The sequence below is a fragment of the Streptosporangium sp. NPDC000509 genome, from assembly GCF_042898365.1.
Lineage (GTDB): Bacteria > Actinomycetota > Actinomycetes > Streptosporangiales > Streptosporangiaceae > Streptosporangium.
In genome coordinates, this window is the sequence record NZ_JBIAYX010000016.1 from 188215 (window position 1) to 214203 (window position 25989).

20 protein-coding genes are annotated in these 25989 nt (G+C 68.8%); 12 read left to right on the plus strand and 8 right to left on the minus strand.

Translation table 11 applies throughout. The annotated features are described in order from the left end of the window. Positions 1–24: 24 nt before the first annotated feature. From cobT to ACFY3D_RS28320, 4 genes are all read left to right on the plus strand, one after another. On the plus strand, positions 25–1107 hold the full coding sequence (cobT, locus tag ACFY3D_RS28305) for a nicotinate-nucleotide--dimethylbenzimidazole phosphoribosyltransferase (protein WP_362899952.1): 1083 nt from the start codon (positions 25–27) through the stop codon (positions 1105–1107). 229 nt (positions 1108–1336) lie between these two features. Further along, positions 1337–2569, plus strand: a complete 1233-nt coding sequence (cobA, locus tag ACFY3D_RS28310; RefSeq protein ID WP_389984679.1) for a uroporphyrinogen-III C-methyltransferase — start codon at positions 1337–1339, stop codon at positions 2567–2569. A 1121-nt stretch (positions 2570–3690) separates the two neighbouring features. After that, positions 3691–6147 carry a dynamin family protein gene (locus ACFY3D_RS28315; protein ID WP_389984682.1) on the plus strand — a complete coding sequence of 819 codons (2457 nt, stop codon included), beginning with the start codon at positions 3691–3693 and terminating at the stop codon, positions 6145–6147. Beyond that, a complete protein-coding gene (locus ACFY3D_RS28320) occupies positions 6144–7781 on the plus strand; it encodes a GTP-binding protein (protein WP_389984685.1) in 1638 nt (545 codons plus the stop codon). The genes ACFY3D_RS28315 and ACFY3D_RS28320 overlap by 4 nt, the downstream gene beginning before the upstream one ends. A 36-nt stretch (positions 7782–7817) precedes the next feature. Here ACFY3D_RS28320 and ACFY3D_RS28325 read toward each other — a convergent pair whose 3' ends face one another. Further along, positions 7818–9185 (minus strand): acyltransferase, encoded by a 1368-nt coding sequence (locus ACFY3D_RS28325; RefSeq protein WP_389984688.1) that lies wholly within the window; start codon positions 9183–9185, stop codon positions 7818–7820. A gap of 293 nt (positions 9186–9478) precedes the next feature. Here ACFY3D_RS28325 and ssb point away from each other — a divergent pair, with 293 nt between their 5' ends. Further along, the gene (gene ssb, locus ACFY3D_RS28330; protein WP_389984691.1) at positions 9479–10375 is read left to right on the plus strand and encodes a single-stranded DNA-binding protein; all 897 of its coding nucleotides are present in this window, start codon (positions 9479–9481) and stop codon (positions 10373–10375) included. A gap of 235 nt (positions 10376–10610) precedes the next feature. On the opposite strand, the gene ACFY3D_RS28335 is transcribed toward ssb, so the two are convergent. Continuing rightward, entirely contained in the window at positions 10611–11138 is a 528-nt protein-coding gene (locus ACFY3D_RS28335) for an ATP-binding protein (protein ID WP_389984694.1), read from the minus strand. A gap of 322 nt (positions 11139–11460) precedes the next feature. Here ACFY3D_RS28335 and ACFY3D_RS28340 point away from each other — a divergent pair, with 322 nt between their 5' ends. The 4 genes from ACFY3D_RS28340 to ACFY3D_RS28355 all read left to right on the plus strand — a co-directional run bounded on the left by ACFY3D_RS28340 (position 11461) and on the right by ACFY3D_RS28355 (position 17209). After that, the gene (locus ACFY3D_RS28340) at positions 11461–12804 is read left to right on the plus strand and encodes a hypothetical protein (RefSeq protein ID WP_389984697.1); all 1344 of its coding nucleotides are present in this window, start codon (positions 11461–11463) and stop codon (positions 12802–12804) included. Between the two features lie 722 nt (positions 12805–13526). After that, on the plus strand, positions 13527–14783 hold the full coding sequence (locus ACFY3D_RS28345; protein ID WP_389984700.1) for a GGDEF domain-containing protein: 1257 nt from the start codon (positions 13527–13529) through the stop codon (positions 14781–14783). A gap of 146 nt (positions 14784–14929) precedes the next feature. Then, on the plus strand, positions 14930–16594 hold the full coding sequence (gene ettA / locus ACFY3D_RS28350; RefSeq protein ID WP_362899973.1) for an energy-dependent translational throttle protein EttA: 1665 nt from the start codon (positions 14930–14932) through the stop codon (positions 16592–16594). A gap of 174 nt (positions 16595–16768) precedes the next feature. Next, the gene (locus ACFY3D_RS28355; RefSeq protein ID WP_389984703.1) at positions 16769–17209 is read left to right on the plus strand and encodes an acyl-CoA thioesterase; all 441 of its coding nucleotides are present in this window, start codon (positions 16769–16771) and stop codon (positions 17207–17209) included. Between the two features lie 41 nt (positions 17210–17250). On the opposite strand, the gene ACFY3D_RS28360 is transcribed toward ACFY3D_RS28355, so the two are convergent. From ACFY3D_RS28360 to ACFY3D_RS28375, 4 genes are all read right to left on the minus strand, one after another. Continuing rightward, a complete protein-coding gene (locus ACFY3D_RS28360) occupies positions 17251–18792 on the minus strand; it encodes a glycoside hydrolase family 13 protein (protein WP_362899977.1) in 1542 nt (513 codons plus the stop codon). Between the two features lie 55 nt (positions 18793–18847). Next, positions 18848–19246 (minus strand): globin, encoded by a 399-nt coding sequence (locus tag ACFY3D_RS28365; RefSeq protein ID WP_350949457.1) that lies wholly within the window; start codon positions 19244–19246, stop codon positions 18848–18850. Between the two features lie 20 nt (positions 19247–19266). After that, positions 19267–20142, minus strand: coding sequence for a mechanosensitive ion channel family protein (locus ACFY3D_RS28370; RefSeq protein WP_389984851.1), 876 nt, complete (start codon positions 20140–20142; stop codon positions 19267–19269). A 650-nt stretch (positions 20143–20792) separates the two neighbouring features. Continuing rightward, positions 20793–21077 (minus strand): hypothetical protein, encoded by a 285-nt coding sequence (locus ACFY3D_RS28375; RefSeq protein ID WP_362514799.1) that lies wholly within the window; start codon positions 21075–21077, stop codon positions 20793–20795. Positions 21078–21419: 342 nt separating this feature from the next. Here ACFY3D_RS28375 and ACFY3D_RS28380 point away from each other — a divergent pair, with 342 nt between their 5' ends. Together ACFY3D_RS28380 and ACFY3D_RS28385 are read left to right on the plus strand one after the other, a co-directional pair. After that, on the plus strand, positions 21420–22991 hold the full coding sequence (locus tag ACFY3D_RS28380; protein ID WP_389984706.1) for an XRE family transcriptional regulator: 1572 nt from the start codon (positions 21420–21422) through the stop codon (positions 22989–22991). After that, complete coding sequence (locus tag ACFY3D_RS28385; RefSeq protein ID WP_350949460.1) at positions 22988–23482, plus strand: GNAT family N-acetyltransferase; 495 nt, start codon at positions 22988–22990, stop codon at positions 23480–23482. Before ACFY3D_RS28380 ends, ACFY3D_RS28385 begins: the two co-directional genes overlap by 4 nt. Before the next feature lie 289 nt (positions 23483–23771). Here ACFY3D_RS28385 and ACFY3D_RS28390 read toward each other — a convergent pair whose 3' ends face one another. Then, positions 23772–24275, minus strand: a complete 504-nt coding sequence (locus ACFY3D_RS28390; protein WP_389984709.1) for an NUDIX hydrolase — start codon at positions 24273–24275, stop codon at positions 23772–23774. A 294-nt stretch (positions 24276–24569) separates the two neighbouring features. Here ACFY3D_RS28390 and purU point away from each other — a divergent pair, with 294 nt between their 5' ends. Beyond that, the gene (purU, locus tag ACFY3D_RS28395) at positions 24570–25424 is read left to right on the plus strand and encodes a formyltetrahydrofolate deformylase (protein WP_350949462.1); all 855 of its coding nucleotides are present in this window, start codon (positions 24570–24572) and stop codon (positions 25422–25424) included. 181 nt (positions 25425–25605) lie between these two features. Here the strand turns inward: purU and ACFY3D_RS28400 are convergent, their stop codons facing one another. Then, positions 25606–25989, minus strand: a complete 384-nt coding sequence (locus ACFY3D_RS28400) for a hypothetical protein (RefSeq protein ID WP_389984712.1) — start codon at positions 25987–25989, stop codon at positions 25606–25608.

Sequence of the window (25989 nt, forward strand, 5' to 3'; positions counted from 1 at the left end):
TCGCATTCAAGGGAGAATGATCACATGACCACCCTTGAGGAGACCATCGCGGCGATCCGTCCCGCGGACCCGGCGGCCGTCGCGGAGGCTCGCGCCCACCAGGACCGCCTGACCAAGCCTCGTGGCGCACTGGGCGCCCTGGAGGACGTGGCGGTACGGCTGGCGGGAGCCGCGGCGGTGAGTCCTCCGCCCCTCCCCGCTCCCGCGGCTCTGGCGATCTTCGCGGCCGACCACGGCGTCCACGCCAGAGGCGTGAGCCCGTGGCCGAGGGAGGTCACCCTGCAGATGGTCGGCAACTTCCTCGCGGGCGGCGCCGTGGCCAACGCCTTCGCCGTCCAGGCCGGGGTCTCGGTGACGGTCGTCGACGTCGGCGTGGCGGCCGACCTCGACCCCGCGCCCGGTCTGACGATCAGCAAGGTCGCGTACGGCACCGCAGACCTGTCCGCCGGGCCCGCGATGACCCCCGAGCAGGCGGTCGCGGCACTGGAGGCCGGGATCGCGGTGGCCCGCGACCTCGTCGAGGGAGGCGCCCGCTGCCTGATCACCGGCGACATGGGCATCGCCAACACCACCGCCTCGGCCGCGCTGATCTGCGCGTTCACCGGGCACGACGCGGCCGTGGTGACCGGCAGGGGCACCGGTGTCGACGACGAGACCCTCGCGCGCAAGGTCGAGGTGGTCCGCGAGGCCCTGCGGGCGAACGGCCTGGAGCACGGACGGGACAGTGCCTCGGAGATGTCCGCGCTGCGGACGCTGGCCGCGGTCGGCGGCCTGGAGCACGCGGCGATCGCCGGATTCGTCCTCGCCGGGGCCGCCCTTCGCGTACCGGTCATCCTGGACGGTGTCATCGCCGGGGCGGCGGCGCTGGCGGCGGCGGCCCTCGCCCCCGACGTCGTCGACCACTGTGTGGCGGGTCACCGTTCGGCCGAGCCCGGACACGCCGTCGCGCTGGATCACCTCGGCCTGCGGCCCCTGGTCGAGCTGGAACTCCGGCTCGGCGAGGGCACGGGTGGCCTGCTCGCCCACCCCATCGTCTGCGCGGCCGTCAGGGTGATGCACGAGGTCGCGACCTTCGACTCCGCCGGTGTGACGGACAAGGAAACCTGATCCAACCGTCACGGTCGCGGCTTGTCCGCAGATCAGCCACGCGAATCCTCCGGCTTCGGTCGCGGGGAGGAAGCCAAGTACGGAAGGCTTGGAGGGACAGGTTGACAGCGGTCAGCCCAGTCTTGACAGCTGTTAACACGGGCGCAGTGAAGCGAGCGCCATTAGCCGGTAGGTTTACCTCCTAGCACGCCATGCTTCGCAATTCCTCGTGAATGGGAGATCGGTCGCCATGTCGCCCTACCTACTTGGCTTGCGCCTTTCCGGGCGGCGAGTGCTCGTCGTGGGTGGAGGACGCGTCGCCCAGCGGCGGGTGCCGGCGCTGCTCGACGCGGGCGCCCTGGTCACCGTCGTCTCGACGAGCGTCACGCACGCCCTCGACGACCTCATCGCCACAGGTCGGGTGACCTGGGAGGCGAGGCGCTACCAGGTCGGCGACGTGGACGGGGCCTGGCTGGTGCAGGCCTGCACCAACGACCGCGCGGTGAACGCCGCGGTGGCCGCGGAGGCGGAGGCCAAGCGCGTCTGGTGCGTACGCGCCGACGACAAGGACGCCTCGGCGGCCTGGACCCCGGCCAGCGGCAAGGTGGACGAGATCAGCGTGGCGATCACCGCCGGAGGCGACCCCCGCCGCGCCGCCGGGATCAGGGACGCCGTCGTCGGAGCCCTCAGGGACGGCACGGTCGACGCCAGGCGCAACCGTACCAAGCCGGTGGGCGTCGCCCTGGTCGGCGGAGGACCCGGCGACCCCGGCCTGATCACGGTCCGCGGGCGGCAGCTGCTGGCCCAGGCCGACGTGGTCGTCGCCGACCGCCTCGCCCCGCAGCCCCTGCTCGACGAGCTCTCGCCGGACGTCGAGCTGATCGACGCGGCCAAGATCCCCTATGGTCGTTACATGGCCCAGGAGCGGATCAACGAACTGCTGATCGAGCACGCCAAACAGGGCAAATTCGTGGTCAGGCTCAAGGGGGGCGACCCGTTCGTCTTCGGTCGCGGTGGCGAGGAGATGCTCGCCTGCGCCCGCGAGGGCATCCCGGTCATCGTGGTTCCCGGTATCACCAGTCCGATCGCGGTGCCCGCCGCGGCGAACGTCCCCGTGACCCATCGCGGCGTGAGCCAGGAATTTCACGTGATTTCCGTACATGTTCCGCCCGGTGATGAGAGATCCACCGTCGACTGGCCTAATCTGGCAAGATCCGGCGGAACACTGGTGCTGATGATGGCGGTCGAACGAATCGGCGCGATAACCGAAGCGCTGATTCGTGACGGCCGTTCGCCGGAAACTCCCGTAATGGTGGTGCAGGACGGTACCCTTCCCACCCAACGCGCTCTTTACGCCACGCTGTCCACCGTGGCCGAGCGTGTGAGCGCGGCTGGGATTCGGCCACCTGCGATCGTGATCGTCGGGGATGTCGTGAAGGTCGGCCAGGAGGTCGAGATGGTTCGAGCGGAGCGAGTACCGTGAAATCGGCGTCCAACAGGCCCCCCCAATCGGGTGGTGGCCGTGACCCTCGCCTCGCCGGCACCCCCCACGAGCCGCCTGACGACACCTCGTCGGACGACAGGGAATCCCCCGGCGAGCAGACGGTGACCTTCGGCGCCATCCGTGCCGACGACGACGCGGCCTCCATCCGCGCCCGCACCCGGCCTCCGGGTGCCCAGCCACCGGGGACAGCCGTTCCCAGGGCGGCCGGCGGCCCCGCCGTGCCCCGGGGCAGGACACCGGGTCCCGCGACCCCGGCCGGAGGAGGCGGCACCGCCGCGCCCTCGGGCAGGACGGCGGGTCCGGCGGGAGGCGGTCCCGCGACCTCCGCCGAGGCGAGCGACCCCGCGGCCCCACCCGCCTCCAAGGAGACGATGGAGGCATTCCACGCCGCGGCCGCCGCCGCACAGGCCAAGATCGAAGCCATCACCGCATCCCGCGCCCGCGAAGCGGCCGCCAAGCCCGCCTCCCAGGGCACCCAGGGCAACCGCCCGACGAGTCCCTCCCGAGGCGGCCCCGCCACGGCCCCCGGTCAGGGCGGCGGTCAGGGCGGCCCCGCTTCCCCCGGTGTCCCTCGCGGAGGCGCTCCCTCCGCGCCCGGCACGACTCCTGGTCAGGGGGTTCGTCCTTCCGCGGGTGTCCCCCGTGGAGGTGCTCCCGCCTCGCCCGGCGCGGCCCCCCGTCCCGGCACCCCCGCTCCCCGTGGCGTCCCCGCCTCGCCGGGTGCTCCTGCTTCTCCGGTTGCTCCTCGTGGGGGCACGCCCACGACTCCTCAGGACACTCCCCGAGGGCAGGGCGCCCCCGGTGGCCCTCCGGGCGTCTCTCGCGGAGGCGCCGCAGCCGGCTCTCCCGGCGCCGCCTTCCGTCCAGGTGCTCCTGTCCCCTCGCGCGGTGCCGAAGCCGATCCCGGTGCGGCCTTCCGTCCTGGTGCTCCGGTGCCTCCGTCCGCACCCGCTGGTGGGGATGCCGCTCCCGGTGCGCTTTTCCGTCCCGGTGCATCCGTTCCTCTGAACATCCCCCGCACCGGTGGCCCCGCCAGGCCCTCATCCGGTGCTCCCGCACCCCCGGCCGAACCCGGCGCGATCTTCCGTCCTGGTGCTCCGGTGCCTCCGTCCGCACCTGCTGGTGGGGATGCCGCTCCCGGTGCGCTTTTCCGTCCGGGTGCACCCGTTCCTCCGACGAACGTCCCTCGCACCGCCGACCCCGCCACCTCCCCGCCCGGAACCGGCGCAGAGGCTCCCGCCTCCCAGGAAGTCCCGGACCCCGCGCGGGAGACAGGGGTCTCCGCCTCCGGCACCGCTGTTGAGGAAGCCCTCTCCCGGTCCGAGGGCGGCGCCCCGGGCAGCGAGTCCGGCACCGGAGGCGCTCCGCCCCTTCGCGCGAGCAGGGCGGAGGAGAAGGAGGAACGATCCGACAAGGACGCGGAGCCGGACGAGGTCGTTCCCGGCACGACCTCGCAGGAACGTCGGAACGACTCCGAGGACGACGCGGAGAGCGACGGCGGCACGCCGGGCACCACCGGCCTCGTCGAGGACGACGATGCCGAGAGCGGCGAGGGTCGGCGCGACGCCACGGTCGCCACCGCCGACACCGGCATCGCCGACGAAACCGCGAGTGACGCCGAGCCCTCCGCCGTCGCCGACGAGACGCCGGGCGAGAACGAGGACGGGAGCGACGACGCGGCCGGTGACGATGTCCGGGACGAGGCCGGAACCGTCGACGGCGGCGAGGAGATCAAGAACGAAGAGGCCCAGGGCGAGACCGGCGAACTCCGAAGTGAGGATGGCGAACGTCGAGGCGAGGGTGAGGAAACCCGGGGCGAGGACGAAGAGCGCCGAGGCGAGGGCGCGGAGGCGGCGCCGGACGGGACGCGGGAGACCCCGCTTCCCGAGGCCGTCTCCGAGGCGCTGAGCAACGCGCTCACCGCCGTACGCACCGGCGTCACCGAGCTCACCTTCGGCCTGGACCTCCCCGGCGCGGAGGAGGCGAGGCGGGTCCAGGGCGAGATCCTCGCCCAGCTCGACGACTACGTGATCCCGCGCGTCCACATGAGCACCGCGCCCGCGCTCGTCGTGGTCGCGGGTTCCACCGGCGCGGGCAAGTCCACGCTTCTCAACACCCTGGCCAACGCCAAGATCAGCGCGACCGGAGTACGCCGCCCGACGACCGGCACGCCCATCCTGGCCTGCCACCCCGACGACCACGAGTGGTTCACCGAGAGCGACCTGCTCGGCAGCCTGCGGCGGCTCAGTGAGCCCGACCCCGAGGCCGTTTCGGGGAGCCTCGTGCTCGTCTCCACCGAGCACCTCCCCTCCGGTGTCGCGCTGCTCGACACCCCCGACATCGACTCGGTCGTCGAGGAGCACCACGAGATCGCCCACCGCATGCTCGACGCGGCCGACCTGTGGATCTTCGTCACCACCGCCGCCCGGTACGCCGACGCCCCGGCCTGGCGGCTGCTGCGCCTGGCCAAGGAGCGTGGAGCCCGCCTGGCCATCGTGCTCTCCCGGGTGCCGCCCAGGTCCCGAGAAGTGATCACCAAGCACTTCGTCAGGATGCTCACCGAGTACGGCCTCGGCGAGGTCGAGCGGTTCGTCATCAACGAGAGCAGGGTCACCGACGGGATGCTCCCCGACGCAGAGGTGAGCGAGCTGCGCCAGTGGCTCACGGATCTCTCGGTCGACGACCGGCGTCGCGCGCAGGCCGTACGGGCGACCCTGGACGGGGTGCTGAACAGCTTTCGCACCCGTGTCCCCGCCCTGGCCAAGCACCTGGAGATCCAGGTCGCCTTCCGGAGGGACCTTCGCGGCGACGTGGACGGCGCCTACGCCCGCGCGATGGCCGACATCGACAGGAGCACCGAGGACGGTTCGCTGCTCAAGGGCGAGGTGCTCGCCCGCTGGCAGGACTTCGCCGGGTCCGGCGACCTCATGCGTACCCTCCACCTGCGCAGGCCGAGCCGCTTCGGTGGCAAGGCGAACCAGCAGGCGCCCGAGCGGATCAGCGCGCTGAAGTCCGCGCTGCGTGCGGGGCTGGAGTCGGTGGTCGTCTCTGCGGCGCAGCGGGCCTCGGAGGAGGCCGCGTCGCGCTGGCTGAACCGCCCCGGCGCGCAGGAGGCCCTGGCCGCGACCCCCGATCTCGGCCGCCCGTCCGACGACTTCGCGCGCAGGACCGGCCGGGCCGTCGCGGCCTGGCAGGAGCACATCATCGAGCTGATACGCACCGAGGGGGTGACCAAACGGGCGGTGGCGAGGGTGATCTCGTTCGACGACGAGTCCCTCTCGCTGATCCTGACCATCGGGCTGCTCGGTTACGGTTCCTCGGACGAGCGGAACGGCGCCGGGGCCCTGCCGCAACGGCTGGTGCACGCGCTGCTCGGCGCGGAGTCGCTGCGCAACCTCGGCGTGAAGGCCCGGAGCGATCTCCGAGCCCGGATCGGCATGCTCTTCGACGACGAGATGGCGCGTTACGCCCAGGCTCTCGACGGTGCGGGCATACCTGACGAATCCGCCGCCACCCGCCTTTACCAGGCAACGTACAACCTTGAGGTCGCCCGATGAGTGTTGGCACCACCCAGTCAGGCCAGGGTCTCGGCAGCCGGCTCGCCGCGCTGGCTCGGATCGTGGAGCTGGGGCCGGGCAAGGTCGAGCCCAAGCTCCTCACCGAGTCGGGTCAGCTGCTGCTGCGCGCCGGTGACAGGCTGAAGCTCTCCTCCGAGCACACCGTGGTCGCGCTCGCGGGAGGTACGGGCAGCGGCAAGTCGACGCTCTTCAACTCGATCTCCGGCCTGGAACTGTCGCCGACGGGGGTGCGCCGCCCGACCACGGCCCGTACGCACGCCTGCGTCTGGGGCCTGGACGGGGCGGGTCCGCTGCTCGACTGGCTGCAGATCCAGTGGCGGCACCGCTTCGCACGGGCCAGCGCCCTGGACAAGGACGAGGGCCAGCTTCACGGGCTGATCCTGCTCGACCTGCCCGACCACGACTCCATCCGGGCGCTGACCGACACCGAGGCCGACCGGCTCATCCAGATCGCCGACCTCGTCGTCTGGGTGCTCGACCCGCAGAAGTACGCCGACGCCTCCACGCACCGGCGCTACGTGACCGATCTGGCCGGGCACGAGGCCGTGACGATCTTCGTACTCAACCAGGCCGACAAGCTCGACCAGGAAGAACTCGCCGAGTGCGTCGAGGACCTGGACGGCCTGCTCCGCCGCGAGGGGGTCGAGAACCCCGTGATCGTCACCACCTCGGCGATCATGGGCAGGGGCGTCGACGAGCTCAAGGCCGTCCTCGCCGAGACCGTCTCCAAGCGCAGGGCCGCGACCCAGCGGCTGGAGGCCGATCTCGACCGGCTGACGCTCCGCCTCGCGAAGGTCATGCCCGCCGACGGTGCCTCCTCGCCCTCCGCCATCGACGACGCCCGCAGGATCGGTCTCACCGACGCGCTCTGCGACGCGGTCGGCGTCCCCGCGGTCGGCGAGGCGATGGAGAACGTGTACGCGACGCGGTCCGGTGAGTGGGTCGGCTGGCCCTACACCCGCTGGGCCGCCAAGCTCCGTCCCGACCCGCTGAAAAGCCTGCGCCTGGGCAAACTGCGAGACGAGATCCACGGCCTGACCGGCGGCTCGGTCAGCGCGCAGCCCGCCGAGGTGGACACCGCGGTCCAGGCGCTCACCGACGGCCTGACCTCGGGCATGCACGAGGCGTGGCAGAACGGGATCAGAGACGCCGCGCGCTCCCGCTCCTCGCAGCTGCCCGAGGTGCTCTCCGAGGAGCTGTCGGAGGTCGCGCCGAGACTGGACAGGGTTCCCGGCTGGTGGCGGTTGCTGCTGGCCTGGCAGTACTTCCTGGTCCTGCTCTTCGTCGCGGGCCTGGCCTGGGTCGGTACGGCCCTCGCCTACGGCGTTTTCGGGCTGGGAACCCCGCCGCAGGGGCTGGAGATGTTCGCCGACGTGGCCTCACTGCCATGGGTCGGATTGATGATCTTCTCCGTTCTGGGGCTCGGGGCGCTCACCGCGACGGCGAGCCGCAACTTCGTCGTGCTCGGCGCGGGCAACGAGCGTGACGCGCTGGAGCGCGAGATGCGCCGCAGGGTCGCCGGGATCGCCGAGAACATGGTGATCGAGCCGGTGGAGCGGGAGCTGACCCGTTACAACGAGTTCAACTCGGCGATGCGAAGCCTGAAGGACTGATTCCCCTCGGCTTCCCTCTCAACGCCCTGGCCTCGATCACTCCCGCATGGGATGCGAATATCTCCAACGGACGAAACCCAGGACGGCGATGCCGACGAAGTAGGCGACCAACACCCCTGCGGGCATACCCATCGGTCCGTGCTCCTCTCCCGGGCCGACCAGAGCGATGGACAGAAGTGCGGCGAGCACGGCACCGACCCCGACGATCGTCAGTGCCGTTGGCCACACGCCCTTCGCCGTGTTCCCGGATGAGGCCCATCGCCCCGCGCGCCGCTCGAAACCCCCGAACAGTATGACGAGGAAAGCGAGAACCAGAGCCAGGCAGGCGAGCCAGGGAACGCGCAGGAGCAGCCAGGGTGCCGACCCGGGCGTGGCGTCGGGCATCACCCCCGTTCCGTAGAGCAGCAGGACACCGATGACGGCGGCGGTCATGTGCCAGAGGAAAAGCGTCATGATCACCGAGTTGATCGCCACGACGACGGTCCACGGACCCGGTTGCCGCAGCCACCGGTTTCCCGGGCCACGCGCGCACAGGGCGACTCCCGTCTGCGTGACGGCCAGAGCCAGGAGGGCGAGCGTAGGGGGAGAGGTGTTTTGTACCCCTTTCCCTACGAATCCCACCATGCTGACCGGATAGGGGCCGACCACCGTGAGAAGTACGAGGGTGATGAATCCGACCGCCGCCATCGACAGAGCCACGCTCCGCCGGCCCGGCAGGCGCTCGTCCTGCCAGGCGAAGCCGAGTTGATGCACGGCCAGCCAGGCGAACAGGAAGTTCGCCTGGCCCCCGTGGGGAACGTCCAGCGCCAGACCTGTCAGGTCGCCCGCACCGACCAGTGCCGCCAGGATGATCGGCACGGCCAGGCCCGCACGCCGATGCAAGGCGTGCATCGGCGGGGTGAGGGCCGTCACGGCGATGTAGATGACCAGGAACCACAACGGGATCGAGGCCAGCCAGACCGCCATACCGATCAGAGCGGGCTCGACACCCAGACCCCTGGCCGTCAGAGCCGCCACCACCAGTCCGCCCAGCAGTATCGTCGTCGGACCCAGAAGCCGAGCCGTCCGGCCCAGCATCCAGCTCACGGCGTTGCCGCCCCGCTTGAGATGGGAGGTGAGAGACGCGGCGTTCGCGAAGCCGCCGACCAGGAAGAACAGGGGCATCACCTGGAACAGCCACGTCAGTGGATGGGTCCACGGGACGACCTGGAGGATGCTGCCACCTTGGAACTCCCCGCCGTCGTGGGTCACATAGATCGCCAGCCAGTGTCCGATCACAACCGCGGTGATCGCGACGGCGCGCAGCAGGTCGACGTAGCGCTCCCGATGCGGCGGTGTCCGCTCGGCCAGCAGCCGCACCTGCCGCCTCATCCTCTGGATGGCCATAAAGAGGCGCGCTGCCATGTCACCGATGTTTCCCACGATGGGGGCATTCCTCCGTCCACGCCATATCAAGCGATCTTTCTTCTCTGCCCTTGCCGCCTGATCGGCTCCCGCGGATTTTTTACGGGGTGGAACCGATGGAAAACATCGGACCGGCGCGCGCTGCTCGGGGTCGGTAAGACCGGGTCGTCCACAGCTTTCTCGCGCGTGCCGGGTTTTCCCCAGAGCGTGATTCGGTAACCCGTGCGGGGGGTGGAGGAGGCGATCGTGTCCTTCATGCCGCCGGCGCTCGGCCGGCTCTCATGGGAGGCACGATGAACGACATCTACGTCACGCTGACCGGTAATGTCGCGGCCCCGCCGCGCCAGCACACCTTCCCCGACGGCTCCCGGGTGACCTCACTCAAGATCGCCTCAACGAGCCGCTACTTCGATCGGGAGAACCAGCAGTGGCGCAACGGCGAGACGACCTACTTCGGCGTCCGCTGCTTCCGCGGGCTCGCCGACAACGTCGCCCAGTCGGTCCAGATGGGCCAGCCGGTCGTGGTCCAGGGGAGGCTGCGGATCCGCGAGTTCGCCCATGAGGGAGAGCGCCGGTTCATGCCCGAGGTGGAGGCGAACTCGCTCGGTCACGACCTGCGCTGGGGGCTCGGGAGCTTCTCCAAGCCGCAGCGCGGCGGGCCGGTCGCGGCTCTGGGCAGCGCGGAGCGGATCGAGCTTGACCGCGAGACCTCCGACTGGGCCATGAGCGGCGGCGCCCCCGTCACGGCCGGGGCTCTCGGCGCCCCGTCTCCGCTGAAGACCGGCTCCGACGCCGAGACCTCAGCGCCGCGCGAGGTGGAGATCACGCCGGGTGATGGGATGACCGAGGACCGCGCGATTTCCGTGGATACCACCGATCGCCCGGAGGCCACCGGCCCAGAGGACACCACTCATGCCTGGGACGCCGCCGAGGTTCCGCCGCGCCCGGCGGATCACGAGCTCACCGGGCAGGGCCACGGTCCCGCCAGGGAGGAAACGGCGGAGGGACAGGCCGTGACCGGGAGAACGAAGGCGGCAAGAAGCACGACGACGCGGCGGCGAGGCACGACGGGGACGCGAGGCCCGAACGCGGGGGAGGCGCCCGTCGGGAGCGGACCGGGCGCGCCGAGGATCCACCCCGATACGAGCGACGAGACGCCCTGGCCGACCCAGGCGCCCATGGCGGCCTGAGCCGCTTCCAGTGGGGGGTCTGGACTGCGGATCCCCCACTGACCGGGAACTCAAGGCCGAAGCGCGGAGTGAAAGAGGCACGGGGTGGAGAGGCCGACGTCACGGACGGGGGATCGGGTCCGTGGACGCCGGCCTCTGGGTGCGGTCCACGCCCAGTGGGGGAGTGGTGGGCGTGGGCCGGCTCCGGGGCCAGGGGGATCGGGGGACGATCCTGGCTGCCCGGAGGTTGGGGAGGTCAGGGGTGGTGTTGTCGGGTGGTGAGGTCGAGCCGGTATCGCTCGGTCGGTAGGTCGAACCAGACGGCGGTGCCGAGTTGGCCGGTGCCGCACAGGCGGGTCCATTGGGTGCCGCAGTGGCCGTGGGTGAGTTCGGTGACGATGCGCAGGCCCCGGCCGCCGGGTTCGAGGTCGTCGAGGTGTTCGGGGACGGCCGATGGGCGGCGTAGGAGGTGGTCGATGAGGGTGGTTCCGGCTCCGGCGTCGACGACCTCGGCGCGGACGGGCAGGTTGTGGTCGTGCAGGAGGCGGAGTTCGTAGGGGGCGGGGGCGTAGCGGGTGGCGTTGGTGACGAGTTCGGAGACCACGATCTCCAGGTCGTCGAGCACGTCGGGGTCCGGGAGCTGTTTGGTCAGCTGGTCGCGGAACAGCTCCCGGGCGCGGCGGGCGGCGTTGCCGGGAGGTAGGCACCAGGCGGTCATCCGGAAGCGGTTGGGGAGTCTGCCGTGCCCGTCGGGGTCCGGGACGGGCACGTGCTCAATGAGCATCGTCGCTCCTAACAGGTGGGAAATGGAGACGTTTCACCGGCGGACGGAAACCGGTTTTGGAAAAGTCGCCTATCGCGGGACGGGGCGCTGCTCATTAGGGCTTTCGTGAAATTCTTGCCCTGATTATCCGTTGTAATGAGGCGACTGCGGAGCGTAGTGTTGCGAGAGCGGAACGAACCAGACGGGCTCCAGAAAACCTGCTCGCACCCCTCTCGAACAGGCAGATCTCGTCGTCCGGGGTTGTCCCCCCATCAGGGGAAGCCTCTCGTGGCCTGTCCGGGTGGATTAATCAGATTTACAGTCGGAGAAAGGGGAGTGGCGAATGTCCGGACCAGTCTCTATGCAGCCCGGAGAGGTCTTCGTCCATCCGTTGAGTTATGTCCGCGCCGAGCGCGGCTGGACCTACCAGGACCTGGTGACCGTCATCGCCCGACGTGTCGGGAACATGGCGCGAAGGAGGGAGAAGGCGTGGCGCTGGGAGCACTGGGGGGTCGTGCCCGACCGTGATACCCAACTCGCTCTCGCCGCCGAGCTCGGCGTCTCCCCGGAGACTGTCCACGCCCGGCCCTGGCCCGGTTGGCTGCCGGTCGGCGACCCCATCCGAGTCGACTTCTCCTGGGACCAGACGGGCAGTCGGCTCGCTCTCAACCACGCATTGGAGAAGGCGATGATGGACCGGCGAGGTTTCGTACGGCTGACCGGGATGAGCCTGACCGCGTTCGCGACCGACTGGCTCAACGTCGAACCGGCCCGGCTCACCTCTGTGCTGGGCGGGGGCCAGATCGGCGAGGAGTTCGTGGAGCAGATCGAGGCGAGCCTGCCTCGTCTGCATACGCTGCAGGGCAGCCACGGCGGGCAGTACGTCCGCAAGCTGCTCGACGCCGAGCTCGGCATGGTCACCGGGGTGCTGGAGAAGTCCTCCTACAGCGAGGCCATCGCCCGACGTCTTCACACACTGGCCGCAGAGCTCGGGCAATTGGCGGGTTTCGCCTCCTTCGACACGGGCCTGCATTCCGCGGCTCAGCGATACTGGGTCGCTGCTGTCCATTCCGCGCAGGCAGCCGGTGACCGCGCCGTAGGGGCGGACATCCTCAAGTCGATGGCTCTGCAATGCAGGGATGTAGGGGACTTTCCCGGTTCCTTGACCCTTGCCCGTGCCGCCTACGAGGGAGCCGGAAAGGTCACACCGCGTATCGCCAGCGTGCTGGCCATGCGCCTGGCGTGGGCCCACGCGAGTGTCGGCGAAAAGGCTGAGGCTCATCGCTTTCTGGGTATCGCCGACACCCAGTTCGGGCGCGGTACCAGCGCGAACGACCCCCGATGGATCCGATGGTTCGACGAGGGGGAATTCCACAACCATGTCGCCACCTGCCAGCTCGACCTGGGCGACCCGCGACGCGCGGAGCTCCATTTGGACAAGGCCAGAAACGCGTACGCCCCGACCCGGCGCAGAGACTACGTCGGTTACCTGACCAAGCATGCCCACGTCCAGAACGACCTCGGCAACGCCGACCATGCCGCCGACCTGCTCCACCAGGGGGTTCCGCTGATCGAGCAGGCCCCCTCCAAGCGCAACGTCGGCAAGTTGCTTGCCGTTCGCGATCGCCTGCCCGACGACACCCGCAGGAGCGACCTCGACCAGAGGCTGTCCACCCTGACCGGGTGACCGTGCCCGGACCTCGACGCGTCGCCGTCGTCACCGGAGCCGACCTCCGCGGCCCTGGCAGAGCCATCGCCGCGGAACCGGACGAACGTGCTCTCGGAGACGACTCTCTTGGCGGCTCCTCGATGTTGAGGGGGAAGTGCCCTCTTGGCGTCCTCCCCTCCCCGGTTCGTTTTCGATCCCACGGCCTGTGTGTCCGGGCACCAGATGACGGTGCCAGACGTCGAAACGGCCGTAACCGGGCAACGAGGCTAGGAAAAGGCAGGGAAGGAAGCGCTGGAGGATTCGCCGGGGGGAGAGGGGAGATCCAGGGGGTTCGAGTGAGCAGGGTGTCTGGTGGGGGGCAGCAGGCTCGCATGGAACATGGAGAGAGCCTGGGTGCGGGCGAGGTGAGGGGGCACCGGCCGGGCGCGGTCGGGGTCTCGCCGTGACTGCGCGGTGACGCCGAGATAACCGGCCGATGGTCTTGCCCGTGTCAGATGCCGAGACACCTGTTAGGTCCAGGTCACGCCCCGCAGCATGGCTTGCTCCTTTCCCACCACGGCCCGCTCGCGAGCGAGCGGTTTCCAAGTCGTGAGCCGGCCGGTGGGCTGACTCACTCCGCCAAAGGTAGCGGTTGCCGTCGCGCGTCGCACACTCCGCAACTATTGTGTTACACATCGTTAGTCGGAGAGGGGGACGACATGGTGGCTCCCAGTCACTCACCGGTCAAACCACGCGACGGCATGACACCTTTGGTCGATCGATGGCCCCTGCTGGGGCAGCGTCGTCCGCTGGTCGGCTACCTGTGCGGGATAGTAGCGCTGGATCTCGTCGCGATCGTGTTCTTCTCGATTTCCGGTGTTTTCCGCTGGTCCGATGTGCTGACGTTCACGGCGTTGATGATGTGCGGAGCCGTGTGCATCGAGGCGACCCGGAGACTCGGCATGCCCGCGGGCGTCTACCGCGATCTGCTGTCCGCCTGGTGGTTACCCGCAGCCCTGCTCCTCCCGCCGATCTACGCGCTTCTGGCGCCCATCCCGCTCCAGTTCCTGCTGCAGAAGCGGGTGCGCGCGACGGTGGTCTACCGGCGGGTCGTCAGCTCGGCGGCGATCGGACTGGCCGGATGCGCGGCCTCGCTGCTCTTCCACGCCGTGGTCGGCGATCTGGGGGCGCTGACCAGGGGGGAAGGATGGCCGATCCTCGTCGCCATCGGCTGCGCGATCTTATTCACAGTGATCAACACCGCGCTGATCGCCATCGCCGCGCACACCGCCGACCCCGAGAGCCGCTGGCGGGAGGTCCTGTGGAACCGGGAGAACCTGCTCCTCGACTTCGTCGAGCTCTGTCTCGGCGTCCTCGTCTCCATCACCTGCGGGCTCAACCTGGCCCTGCTGGTCCTCGCGCTGCCCCCGGTCGTGCTGCTCCAGCGCAGCCTGCTCCACGCCCAGCTCCAGGCGGCGGCCCGCACCGATCTCAAGACCGGCCTGCTGAACGCCGCGGCCTGGCAGCGGGAGGCCGACACCGAGATCGTCAGGGCGCGGCGCACCGGGGAGACGCTCGCGTTGCTGATCGTCGACATCGACCACTTCAAGAAGGTGAACGACACCTACGGTCACCTGATCGGCGATCAGGTCCTCGTCGGGGTGGCCGACACCATCCGCAGCCAGCTGCGTGACTACGACGTGGTGGGCCGGTTCGGTGGTGAGGAGTTCGTCGTCCTGCTGCCCAGGGCCGACGTGACCGAGGCGCGCAGGGTGGCGGAGCGGCTGCGCTCACGGGTGGGGCGGATGGCCGTCCCGGCCGACGACAACATGATCACTGTGACCATCTCGGTCGGTGTCGCGATCATGAGTGTGCACGGGGACGACCTGATCGAGCTGCTCGCGGCGGCCGACCTCGCTCTTTACCGGGCCAAGGAGCTCGGCCGCGACCAGATCTGCTTGTCGGCCACCATCGTGCCCCCGGCCCGCAGGCCCGGATCCGAGACCGCTCCCGGTTGAACCGGCCTTCGTTCGGGCCGCCTTCGGTTGAACCGGCCTTCGTCCGGGGCCGTCCTCGCCGAATCGGTCTTCGTTCAGGGCGGAACCCCCAACGGCCCTATCCAGGGCCGCCCATAGCTGAACTCCCCAGGCCCTAAACTAAAGGCATGCCGGAGTACATCTACACGCTGCAGCGCGTGCGCAAGGCGCACGGTGACAAGGTCGTCCTCGACGACGTGACGCTGTCGTTCCTGCCGGGCGCCAAGATCGGTGTCCTGGGCCCCAACGGCACCGGGAAGTCGACGCTGCTGAAGATGATGGCGGGCCTGGAGCAGCCGTCCAACGGCGACGCCCGGCTCATGCCCGGCTTCACCGTCGGCATGCTTCAGCAGGAGCCCCCCCTCAACGAATCCAAGACCGTCCTCGGCAACGTCGAAGAGGGTGTCGCCGAGACCAAGGCGATGCTCGACCGCTTCAACGAGATCGCCGAGCTGATGGCCACCGACTACAGCGACGATCTGCTCAACGAGATGGGCAAGCTTCAGGACGCCCTCGACCACCGCAACGGCTGGGATCTCGACAGCCAGCTGGAGCAGGCGATGGACGCTCTGCGCTGTCCTCCGCCGGACGCCGAGGTCACCCAGCTCTCCGGTGGAGAGCGCCGCAGGGTCGCCCTGTGCAAGCTGCTTCTGGAGCAGCCCGACCTGCTGCTGCTCGACGAGCCCACCAACCACCTCGACGCCGAGAGTGTCCAGTGGCTCGAATCCCACCTGGAGAAATACCCGGGCACCGTCCTGGCCGTCACCCACGACCGTTACTTCCTGGACAACGTGGCCACCTGGATCCTGGAGCTCGACCGGGGCCGCTGCCACCCCTACGAGGGCAACTACTCCACCTACCTGGAGGCGAAGGCGGCGCGGCTCAAGCTTGAGGGCCAGAAGGACGCCAAGCGCAAGAAGCGCCTGGAGGAGGAGCTGGAGTGGGTCCGCTCCAACGCCAGGGCCCGCCAGACCAAGAGCCGGGCGCGTCTGCAGCGCTACGAGGAGATGGCCGCCGAGGCCGACAAGCACCGCAAGCTCGACTTCGAGGAGATCCAGATCCCGCCGGGCCCGCGCCTGGGGACCACGGTGATCCGGGCCGAGAAGCTCACCAAGGGCTTCGAGGAGCGGGTCCTGATGGAGAGCCTCTCCTTCGACCTCCCGCGTAACGGCATCGTCGGTGTGATCGGTCCGAACGGTGTGGGAAAGACCACCCTGTTCCGGATGATCACCGGCAGCGAGACGCCCGACAGCGGCGAGATCGTGATCGGCGACACGGTCAAGATCTCTTACGCCGACCAGAGCAGGGGAGGGATCGACCCCGCCAAGAACGTCTGGGAGGTCGTCTCCGACGGGCTCGACTACATCAAGGTCGGCCAGGTCGAGATGCCGTCCCGCGCCTACATCGCCGCGTTCGGGTTCAAGGGTCCTGACCAGCAGAAGAAGTCGGGCATCCTGTCCGGCGGAGAGCGCAACCGGCTCAACCTGGCGCTCACCCTCAAGCAGGGCGGCAACGTGCTGCTGCTCGACGAGCCCACCAACGACCTCGACACCGAGACGCTCTCCAGCCTGGAGAACGCGTTGCTGGAATTCCCCGGTTGCGCGGTCATCACCTCGCACGACCGGTGGTTCCTCGACCGCATCGCGACCCACATCCTCGCCTGGGAAGAGGGTTCGAACTGGTTCTGGTTCGAGGGCAACTTCGCCGACTACGAGAAGAACAAGATCGAGCGCCTGGGTGCCGACGCGGCCAGGCCGCACCGGGTCACCTACCGCAAGCTCACCCGCGACTGATCCCGTTCCCGGAGACCGGCCTGGAGATCGCCTCAAAGATCGGCCGGTCTCCGGGCAGGGGTGTCTGTCGCACCTGGCGCGGGCCCGCCCGCGACGGATGCGGTGTCGCCGTGCCGACGGGCTTCCGACGTACCGCCGTACGACGGCGCGTCGGGGCCCGCTACGGTTTTGGGTGTGTTTGGACAGAGCATCGTGGACGGCGTCGGCCGTGGCCACCGGCATGTGTTCCCCAGGGCCGTGAGGTTCGCCGACATCGACTCGCTGGGACACGTCAACAATGTGCGGTTTCTCGACTACCTGGAGGACGCGCGGCTCGCGCTGTTCCACGTCGATCCCCGGCGTGAGGGCGGCGAGCCCTTCAAGGGGCTCGTGATCGCCAGACACGAGGTCGACTATGTGCGGCCCCTCACTTTCCGCCCCGATCCGGTCCGGGTGGAGTCATGGGTGACGGAGATCCGGCCGGTGCGGTTCACCCTCGTGTACGAGATCCGCGACGACGAGGAGATCTTCGTCAGGGCCCGCTCGGTGATCGTGGCCTACGACGTGGAGAAGGCCTCCCCCCGACGGCTGAACCAGGACGAGCTCGCCTACCTGGACAGGTTCGTCACGGGCTGAGGGCGCCTGCCACCGGGCGTCCGCCGGTGGCAGGCGGTCTGTCAGGCCTCAGGTGTGTGCAGCCAGGCCGCGGTGTCCGGCAGGAGAAGGTGACCTTCCACCGGGGCGCTGCCGATCAGGACACGGTCGTGCGGAGGCAGTTGCACCGGCTCGGAACCGCAGTTGATGACGCAGGTGAGCGGACCCCGGCTGAAGATGAGGGCGTCCTCGGGGGAGTCCAGCCAGGTGATCTCGTCCGGCAGCGTGCCGCGGAGCTCGCGGCGGGCGCGCAGCGCCTCCTGATAGAAGTGGAGCGTCGAGCCCGGGTCGTTCGACTGGCGCTCGGCGGAGAGTGCGGCCCACTCGACCGGCTGTGGCAGCCAGGGCCGTGTTCCGTCGGGGGAGAAGCCGTAGGGCTCGGCCGCACCGGACCAGGGGATGGGGACCCGGCAGCCGTCGCGGCCGGCCAGCTCGCCCTTGGAACGGGCGAAGATCGGGTCCTGGCGGGCCTCCGGGGGAAGATCCTTCACCTCGGGGAGGCCGAGTTCCTCCCCCTGGTAGAGATATGCCGATCCCGGCAGGGCGAGCATCGCGAGCAGGGCCGCGCGGGCACGGGCGAGGCCCGTCGTGGAGTTGGTGAGGCCGTCGCCGTACCGGGTCACGTGGCGGATCACGTCGTGGTTCGAAAGGACCCAGGTGGGGGCGGTCACGGCGGCGAGCGTGTCATCGATGATCTTCTTGAACGCCGGCCCTGACCAGGGCGCTTCCAGCCAGGCGAAGTTGAAGCTCTGGTGCAGCTCGTCGGGGCGGACGTACAGGGCGAGATCCTCGGCGGAGTCGGTCCAGACCTCGCCGATCGCCATCCGCTCGCCCTCGTAGGAGTCGAGGACCTTGCGCCAGTCGCGGTAGACCTCGTGTACCTCGGGCCGCCCCCAGATCGGCGACTCGGCCTTGAACGCCTGGTCCTCCGGCGGGGTGTCCGGCAGCCCTTCGGCCTTGTACAGGCCCATCGCGACGTCGATCCTGAACCCGTCCACCCCGCGGTCGAGCCAGAACCGCAGCACGTCGAGGAACTCGGAGTGGACCTCGGGATTGCGCCAGTTGAAGTCGGGCTGTTCGGGGGCGAAGAGGTGGAGATACCACTGCCCGTCGGGAGACTTGCTCCAGGCGGGGCCGCTGAAGGTCGACTGCCAGTTGTTCGGAGGGGACTCCCCGCCGTCCTGGAAGATGTAGCGGTCGCGCCCCTCGCCTCGCAGGGCGGCCTGGAACCACTCGTGGGCGGAGGAGCTGTGGTTCGGGACGATGTCGACGATCACCCGCAGCCCGAGCCGGTGCGCCTCGGAGACGAGTTCGTCGAAGTCGGAGAGCGTGCCGAAGAGCGGGTCGACGTCGCGGTAGTCGGCCACGTCGTAACCGCCGTCGGCCATCGGGGAGCGGTAGAAGGGGGTCAACCAGATCGCGTCCACGCCGAGCTCGGCGAGATACGGCAGGCGCTGCCGGATGCCGGGCAGATCGCCGACGCCGTCTCCGGAGGCGTCGGCGAAGCTGCGAACGTAGATCTCGTAGACGACGGCATCACGCCACCAGGGGGTTTCCATGTGCATGGGTTGCCCCAGGCCGGTGGGGTTTATGCGTGGCAGACCCCGACCTTACGGTGGTTTATACGTCGGGGGTGTTTACCATGCTGTGCGCCGCGTACACGAGATAGTCCCAGAGGCGTTTTTCCAGCTCGTCGGGGAGCTGGAGGGAGACCACCGCGTCGTGCATGTGGCGGAGCCAGGCGTCGCGCTCGGCCGAGCGGATGACGAACGGGTTGTGCCGCATCCGCAGCCGGGGGTGGCCCCGCTGCATGCCGTACGTGTTGGGACCGCCCCAGTATTGGATGAGGAAGAGCCTGAGCCGCTCCTCGGCGCCTTCGAGGTCTTCCTCGGGATACAGCGGCAGGAGGATCGGGTCGGTGACCACTCCCTGGTAGAAGCGGTGCACCAGACGCCTGAAGGCCTCCTCGCCGCCAACGGCGTCGTAGAAGGACTGGGATTCCTCGGGGGTAGCGGACACGTCATCCAGCCTAATTGACGTCAGGAGGCGATCGTGATGCCGGCGCGGTCGAGGGCGAACTTGATCCGCAGGCGGAGCTCGCGGGCGACCTCGCCCTGCCGGGAGGGGAGGGTCTTGGCGCTGACCCGGAAGATGACCGCGGTGTCGGAGATCTGCTCGATGCCCCAGACCTGGGGCTCCTCGACGATGACGCTGTCGCGGAAGGTGGGCTCGTTCCACATCTCGTCGGCGACCTCCTTGAGGAGGTCGCGGACCACGGGGATCTCCGAGGCGTACGCCACCGGCACGTCGACCGTGGCGCGGGCCCAGCCCTGGGACTCGTTGCCGACGCGGGTGATCGTGCCGTTGCGGATGTACCAGACGCGGCCGTCGCTGTCGCGCAGGCGGGTGATGCGCAGGGTGACCGCCTCCACGGTGCCGACCGCGGTGCCCGTGTCGATCACGTCACCCACGCCGTACTGGTCCTCCAGGAGCATGAACATGCCGGCGATGAAGTCCTTGACGAGTTCCTGGGCGCCGAAGCCGATCGCGACGCCCAGGATGCCGACGCTGGTCAGCAGGGGGGCGATGGGGATGGAGAGGCGTTCGAGGATGGTGAGCGCGGCGGTGCCCAGGATGATGATCGAGGCGATGTGCCTGAGCACCGAGCCGATGGTCTCGGCCCGCTGCCTGCGCCGTTCGGCCACGATCGCGTCGAGGCCCTCGGGGGCGACCGTCTCCCTGCCGCGCAGCCGTCCCGCCAGGGAGGTGCGCTCGGCGGACGCCCGGCGCACGATCCGGCCGATCAGCCGGTGCGACAGGTTGCGCAGGATGAGCGCGATGGCCACGACCAGTGTGATGGCGATCAGCCACGCGATCACGGGGGCCACCCAGTCGACGGACGCGGGGATGAGCATCTTCACGAAGTCGCAGATTACTCCCCCGCCGTCTCCGCACCCTTTTGTCAGGCCCGCACTCGCGTCGAGGAGGTCCTCAACGACGGCTTCCGCCCCGGATGTCGGGGTGACGCTGGGAGTGGGGGTGACGCTGGGGATGGGAGTAGGGACGGGCGTGGGGGAGAGCAGGAACACGGAGTGGATCCCCTTCGGATCGGATCGACAGGCTGACCGAGTGAGTCATGACCCACTCATCTTGCCGATCGAACCGGCCTCCGTCACATCACGCCGGGGAAGACGGGGACATCCTGGTCTGGAGCCGCGGAGGCGGACCCGGATGCCCCGGTGACGGGTGACCCGGCACGGGGCACGCACCCGGAAGCGTGTCCCGTGCCGTTCCCGAAAGGGATCCCTCCGGTCACCGCCCGGACGAGAGACCGGACGGCAGCCTGTGCTTTGCAGCGGTTCGTGGGCTTCGGCTCACGGGGAGCCTCCGCGTTTTTCGTGGAAGTTCTCGTGGAACGGCGGCCCGCGGGTGCGGGCCTGACGATTCGGAGCCGGCGGGGTGTCCAGCGTCCGAAGACGCTCCGCACCGGATCACCCCGCCGGCTCCGTCGGGCCGCGGTAGGCGCGGCACACCGGGCGGATGAACGCCCGTTGTGCCGCTCACCTCACTCTCCTACCGCGGCTAGCACGCGTGCGACCTTGGTCGCGGCACCGGCGGGGTCCTCCACCGTGTGCATTCGTTCGCCCCAGGACCACCAGTAGTACCAGTCCCGATGGCTGGGGGTGGCCTGCGCCCTGCAGGTGACGTTCTCCGCCAGGCTGGTCGCCTTCGGATTGATCACACGCACGAACGCACGGCCCGAGTGGGTCCGCACCACGCGGGCGTGCAGCCCGCGACAGTCAAGCTCCGTCACCAGCCGCTCAAGGTGCTGGAAATCGTCTTCACCCACCTCGTCCCTCCTCGTGCTCTCGGATGGCCGGCACCGAATCGTGTTCGTTCGATCACGCTTCCGGTGCTGCCCGCCAAAGATGACTCACAGCGGCCCTACGGGTCAATTCAGGGAAAACCCTGTTCAGGGTGGGCGATGTGCCAAGTGGGTTGAAAGAAACAGTCCTTCGGAGGACGATTCTTAGCCAGCGGCTTTATTAGCGTGTTCCGGATGAGTCAAACGTGGTCCATCATTCTCGGTAGGCGCAGTGCGACCGAAAGATCACACTGCGTCAAGGGAGATGGGGATCCGGTCGGGACCAGTGTGCCAGCCAGCCCAGCTGGTCACGAGAGAGGGGCCGGTATGTCCGGCAGGCAGCACAGGGAGACAGAGTTGGCGAGGCAGGTCCGGGCCCGTGGCCTGGCGGCCGGGAAGTCCTCGGCGCAGATAGCCGAGGAAATATATGAAAAGTGTAGTTCGCAATTCGGGACCACTCGGATAAAAGGTCACCGCCTCGCGCACGGCGTCGCTCTCGCGGACGTCATCGAACAGATACGGGCGCTGTTCGAACGCGACGGTAAGGCGGCTCCCGGCATCGGTGAGACGCTCCTGTCCGCGTACGAGAGCGGGCTGAAGCGGCCCGGTCCCGAATACCTGCACTACCTGTGCTCCGCCTACCGGGTCGAGCCCCCCTCCCTCGGGTACGACGGTCCGTGCATCTGTGGCCACGGCCACAAGATGCCCGGTGTCGTGCGAGGTGATCTCCAGGATGGAAGACCCGACACTTCCCCTGGTCCGCGTGAGCTGCTGATCCAGCCGATCGGCGCCGACCCTCCCGCGGACGGGGGTGAGGAGGACGAGAACGTGCTACGGAGGACGCTCTTACAGCTTCTGGCCGGCAGCGGCATCGCGCTGGACGGGCAGGTGCTCGGATCGGTGGAAAGCATGCGTCGGCGGATGGACGACACGCTGGTTTCGGCCACCGTCTCGCCCGCGATGCTCGATCAGTGGGAGGAATCCACCATCGGCTTCGGCCGCCAGTACATGAACACCCCCCCGCTCAGGCTGCTGTGCGACGTGATGCTCGAATTCGCCGCGGTGCGCAAGGCGATGGAGCGGCACCAGCCGGTCGACCTGCAAGAACGGCTGTGCCGCATGGCGGCGAAACTCGCCGGTCTGAGCGGCATGATCATGATCAATCTCGGCGACCACCGGCTCGCGCGGTCCTTCTTCAGGACGGGCAGGACCGCGGCGGACGAGACCGGCGACCGGGCGCTGAGGGCGTGGGTCACGGCGAGGGAGGCTCTGGTCCCCCTCTACTACGGCGACCCGCGCGAGGCCCTCAACCTCGCCAAGAAGAGCAGGGACCTGGCTGGGCAGACGCCCTGTGCGGCCCAGGTCATGGCTCCGGTGGTCGAGGCCCGCGCGCTGGCGATGATGTCGGGCTCGGGCAAGAAGGACGTGGTCGACCAGGCGAAGCGGGCGCTGTCGAGGGCGAGGGCCGCCTTTTCCCAGATGTCCGCCACGGAGCAGGACGACTCGACCTTCGGCTACACCGAGCGCCAGCTCTACTTCCACCAGGGAGACGCGCTTGTCAAGCTCGGGCAGGCGATGGAGGCCGATCTCATCCTGGAGCAGGCGCTCACCAAGTACGGCCCGACCGACTGGCTCGACCCGACCTTCATCAAGTTCGACCGGGCCCAGTGCAAGATCCTTGAGGGTGACGTGGACGAGGCGCTGGAGATCGCCCACCGTACGGTCCTGGGCCTCGACGAGAGTTGCCGGCCCGACATCCTCATGCAACGCGCCCACGAGGTGGGCAAACAGGTCGAGGTGAAGGTCCCGGGCCATCCCAAGCTCAAGACCTACATGGAGTCGCTGCGCAGCCGCGGCACGTCGACGGAGGATCCGGTGACCGACAGGAGTGGCACTTGAAGCCGAGGCTTCGGCGTTATCGCTGGTCCGACTTGGAGTCCGTATGGGCGCTTCACCAGATCTGCCTCGCGCAGGTCGGTCTCGCGCCGGGGGACGGCGTCTACTACGAGGACGACTTCCCGAGGATCCACGAGATCTATCTCGCCGACCGGGGTGAGTTCCTCGTGGGCGAGACGCCCGAGGGGCGCGTCATCACGATGGGCGGTCTGCGTCGTGTCGACGACCAGACCGCCGAGATGTGCCGCATGCGGGTCCATCCGGAGTTCCAGCGTCGCGGATTCGGTGCCCAGATGGTGCTCGCGCTGGAGACGCGGGCCACCGAACTCGGTTATGTACGTCTTCGCGGTGACACCACCATGAATCAACTCGCGGCGATGGAGCTCTATCGCAAGTTCGGCTGGCGCGAGGTCCGCCGTGAAGAACGAGGGGGGTGTGTGGTGATTTACGGAGAAAAAGACCTAATAGCCGCTATGTCCTCTTTAACTAAGTGATCTATATTTAGGGATATCTTTCGGTTTGGTATTGCCTATTTCGGAAATATCCGAATAATTATTTTCGTACCTACCGCCATTCCCTGGTGAGTGCGATGAAAAAGATCATTGTCCACAAAGCCGGCGTGTCGCGACTGGGTGGCGCTGCCGGCACCATCCACAAGGGATGAGATTCTTCCCCACCGAGAGAATCATCCTCCAACGGTCGCGGCCCCCGATCCGAGAGATCGAGGGCCGCGCGGGCTTTTCTTGTCCGGCTGTTCGTTCCCTTTTCCGGCTGGTGACCGGTTCACCCCAGCAGTGTCAGGCGGGAGACGACCTCCGGCAGGTCAGGGGGCTCCAGGGAGCCGGGGAGATCGACCATCTCCGCCGGTGAGAACCAGTCGCAGCCGAGGTAGGTGATGTGCTCCTCGGCGGTGAACGCCCCGGCGCTCACCTCGGGGGTGCCCTCGAACCTCGCCAGATAGAACCGCTCCGTCTTGGCGTAGTCGACCCCGATCCAGCGAAACTCCCTACGTACCGGCACCCACAGGTTCAGCACCGCCTCGCCCGGCAGCCCCGTCTCCTCGGTGAGTTCGCGCCGCGCGGCCTGCAGAGGGGTCTCGCCCGGGTCGATCCCGCCGCCCGGCGGTTCCCAGAGGGTCTGGCCGCCGACGGGGTCGCGCCAGTGCATGAGAAGCACCCGGCCTGTCCCGTCCACACAGATCACCCGGGTCGCGGGCCTGTCGCTCGGCTGAGGGGTGTCCGCGATGTCCGTGGTATCCGGGGTGTCCGCGGGGTCTGGGGTCTCCATAGGATGGGGGGTCATAGGGTGGGGACGATAGCACCCCGTTCGCCCAGCGGATCAGCGCCTCGGACGGTTCCGGATGGCTTTCTTGACTCCGGGCGATGTCGGCCGATCCCGGGTGCTCCGACGACCAGAGCGAGATCGCGTGGTTGTGGTGGTTCCGGGGGTCTGTGGTGGCCTTGGGGTCTCGTGGTCCGCCACGTGCCGGACGGCCGGATGCGGCGGTGGGATTCGCTGTACCCTGCCCAGGTCAGGTGCGAGCACCGTACGATCCGACCTCTCAAGCTCAAGGGTGAAGGCATGAGTTCCAGGGCCGAGTTTGTGTTGACGCTGTCCTGCCCGGACCGTCCGGGAGTGGTGGCCGCGGTCTCCGGTCTCCTCGCCGGGCGGGGATGCAACATCATCGAGAGCCAGCAGTTCGGTGACGCCGTGGCCGAGCGGTTCTTCATGCGGGTGCAGTTCGCCTCTCCGCTGTCCGACGGGGAGCTGCGCGAGGCCTTCGCCGCGCTCGCCCCCGAGTTCGGCATGGATTTCAAGCTGCGCGACGTCTCCGTCAAGCCGCGCGTGCTGGTGATGGTGAGCAAGTTCGGTCACTGCCTGAACGATCTTCTGTACCGGACGCGCTCGGGCCTGCTCGACATCGAGATCGTCGCGGTCGTCTCCAACCACCCGGACCTGCGGCCGCTGACCCAGTCGTACGGCATCGACTACCACCACCTGCCGGTCACCCCCGAGACCAAGCCCAGACAGGAGGCGGAGGTCCTCACCCTGGTCGACCACTACCGGGCCGACCTGGTGGTGCTCGCCCGCTACATGCAGGTGCTGTCGGAAGACCTCTGCGTCAAGCTCGCGGGCAATGTGATCAACATTCACCACTCGTTCCTGCCGTCGTTCAAGGGCGCCAAGCCCTACCACCAGGCGCACTCCCGCGGCGTGAAGCTGATCGGCGCGACCGCGCACTACGTGACCGCCGACCTTGACGAGGGCCCGATCATCGAGCAGGAGGTCGCCCGGGTCAACCACACCCACTCCGCGGACGACCTCGCCGCCATCGGCCGTGACGTCGAGTGCCAGGCCCTGGCGCGGGCCGTCCGCTGGCACACCCAGCAGCGCGTCCTGCTCGACGGTCACAAGACGATCGTCTTTCCCCGCTAGCCCCGTTTCCGCGTATCACCTCGATTGACCTGGTTACCCATAGCGTCGAATCGGTGATAGCCCTCGACCTGCACGTGCCACCTCGTTGCGGGTCAGCGGCCATCCCTGATCCGGTGCGGCGGGTGATCACCCTGGGCCGATCGGGGGGACGCGTGGAACGCGGGGTCGGCGCGGCGACCGATCACCGCGTCCGGCGGCCGGGTTTCCGAGGGCTGACGCCGGTGACGTCCTCGGGGTGGGAGACGCCGTAGGGACGTCCCCTCTCGTCGACGCCGGTCTTCTCGCGCCCCTTCTCCTTCCTCCGGGAGGCGATTTTCTCGGCACCGCGGTTCTCGCTGGTGCCGACGCCGAGGGGTGACCGGGCCTTGGTGTCGGTGGAGGGAACGCCCTCGCGCTCCACCTTGGACACCACGCGGGGCGGCCCCTTGTCATCCGGAGGGGTGTTGAAGGCCAGGTTGCCCGACCTCACGACCTCCTCGCTCGCGTGGCCCACGTCGCGGGAGTGGCCGCCCTTCTCGCCCTTACCATTCCGGCCTTTTTCTCCGTATTTGCGTTTGTTGTTCAT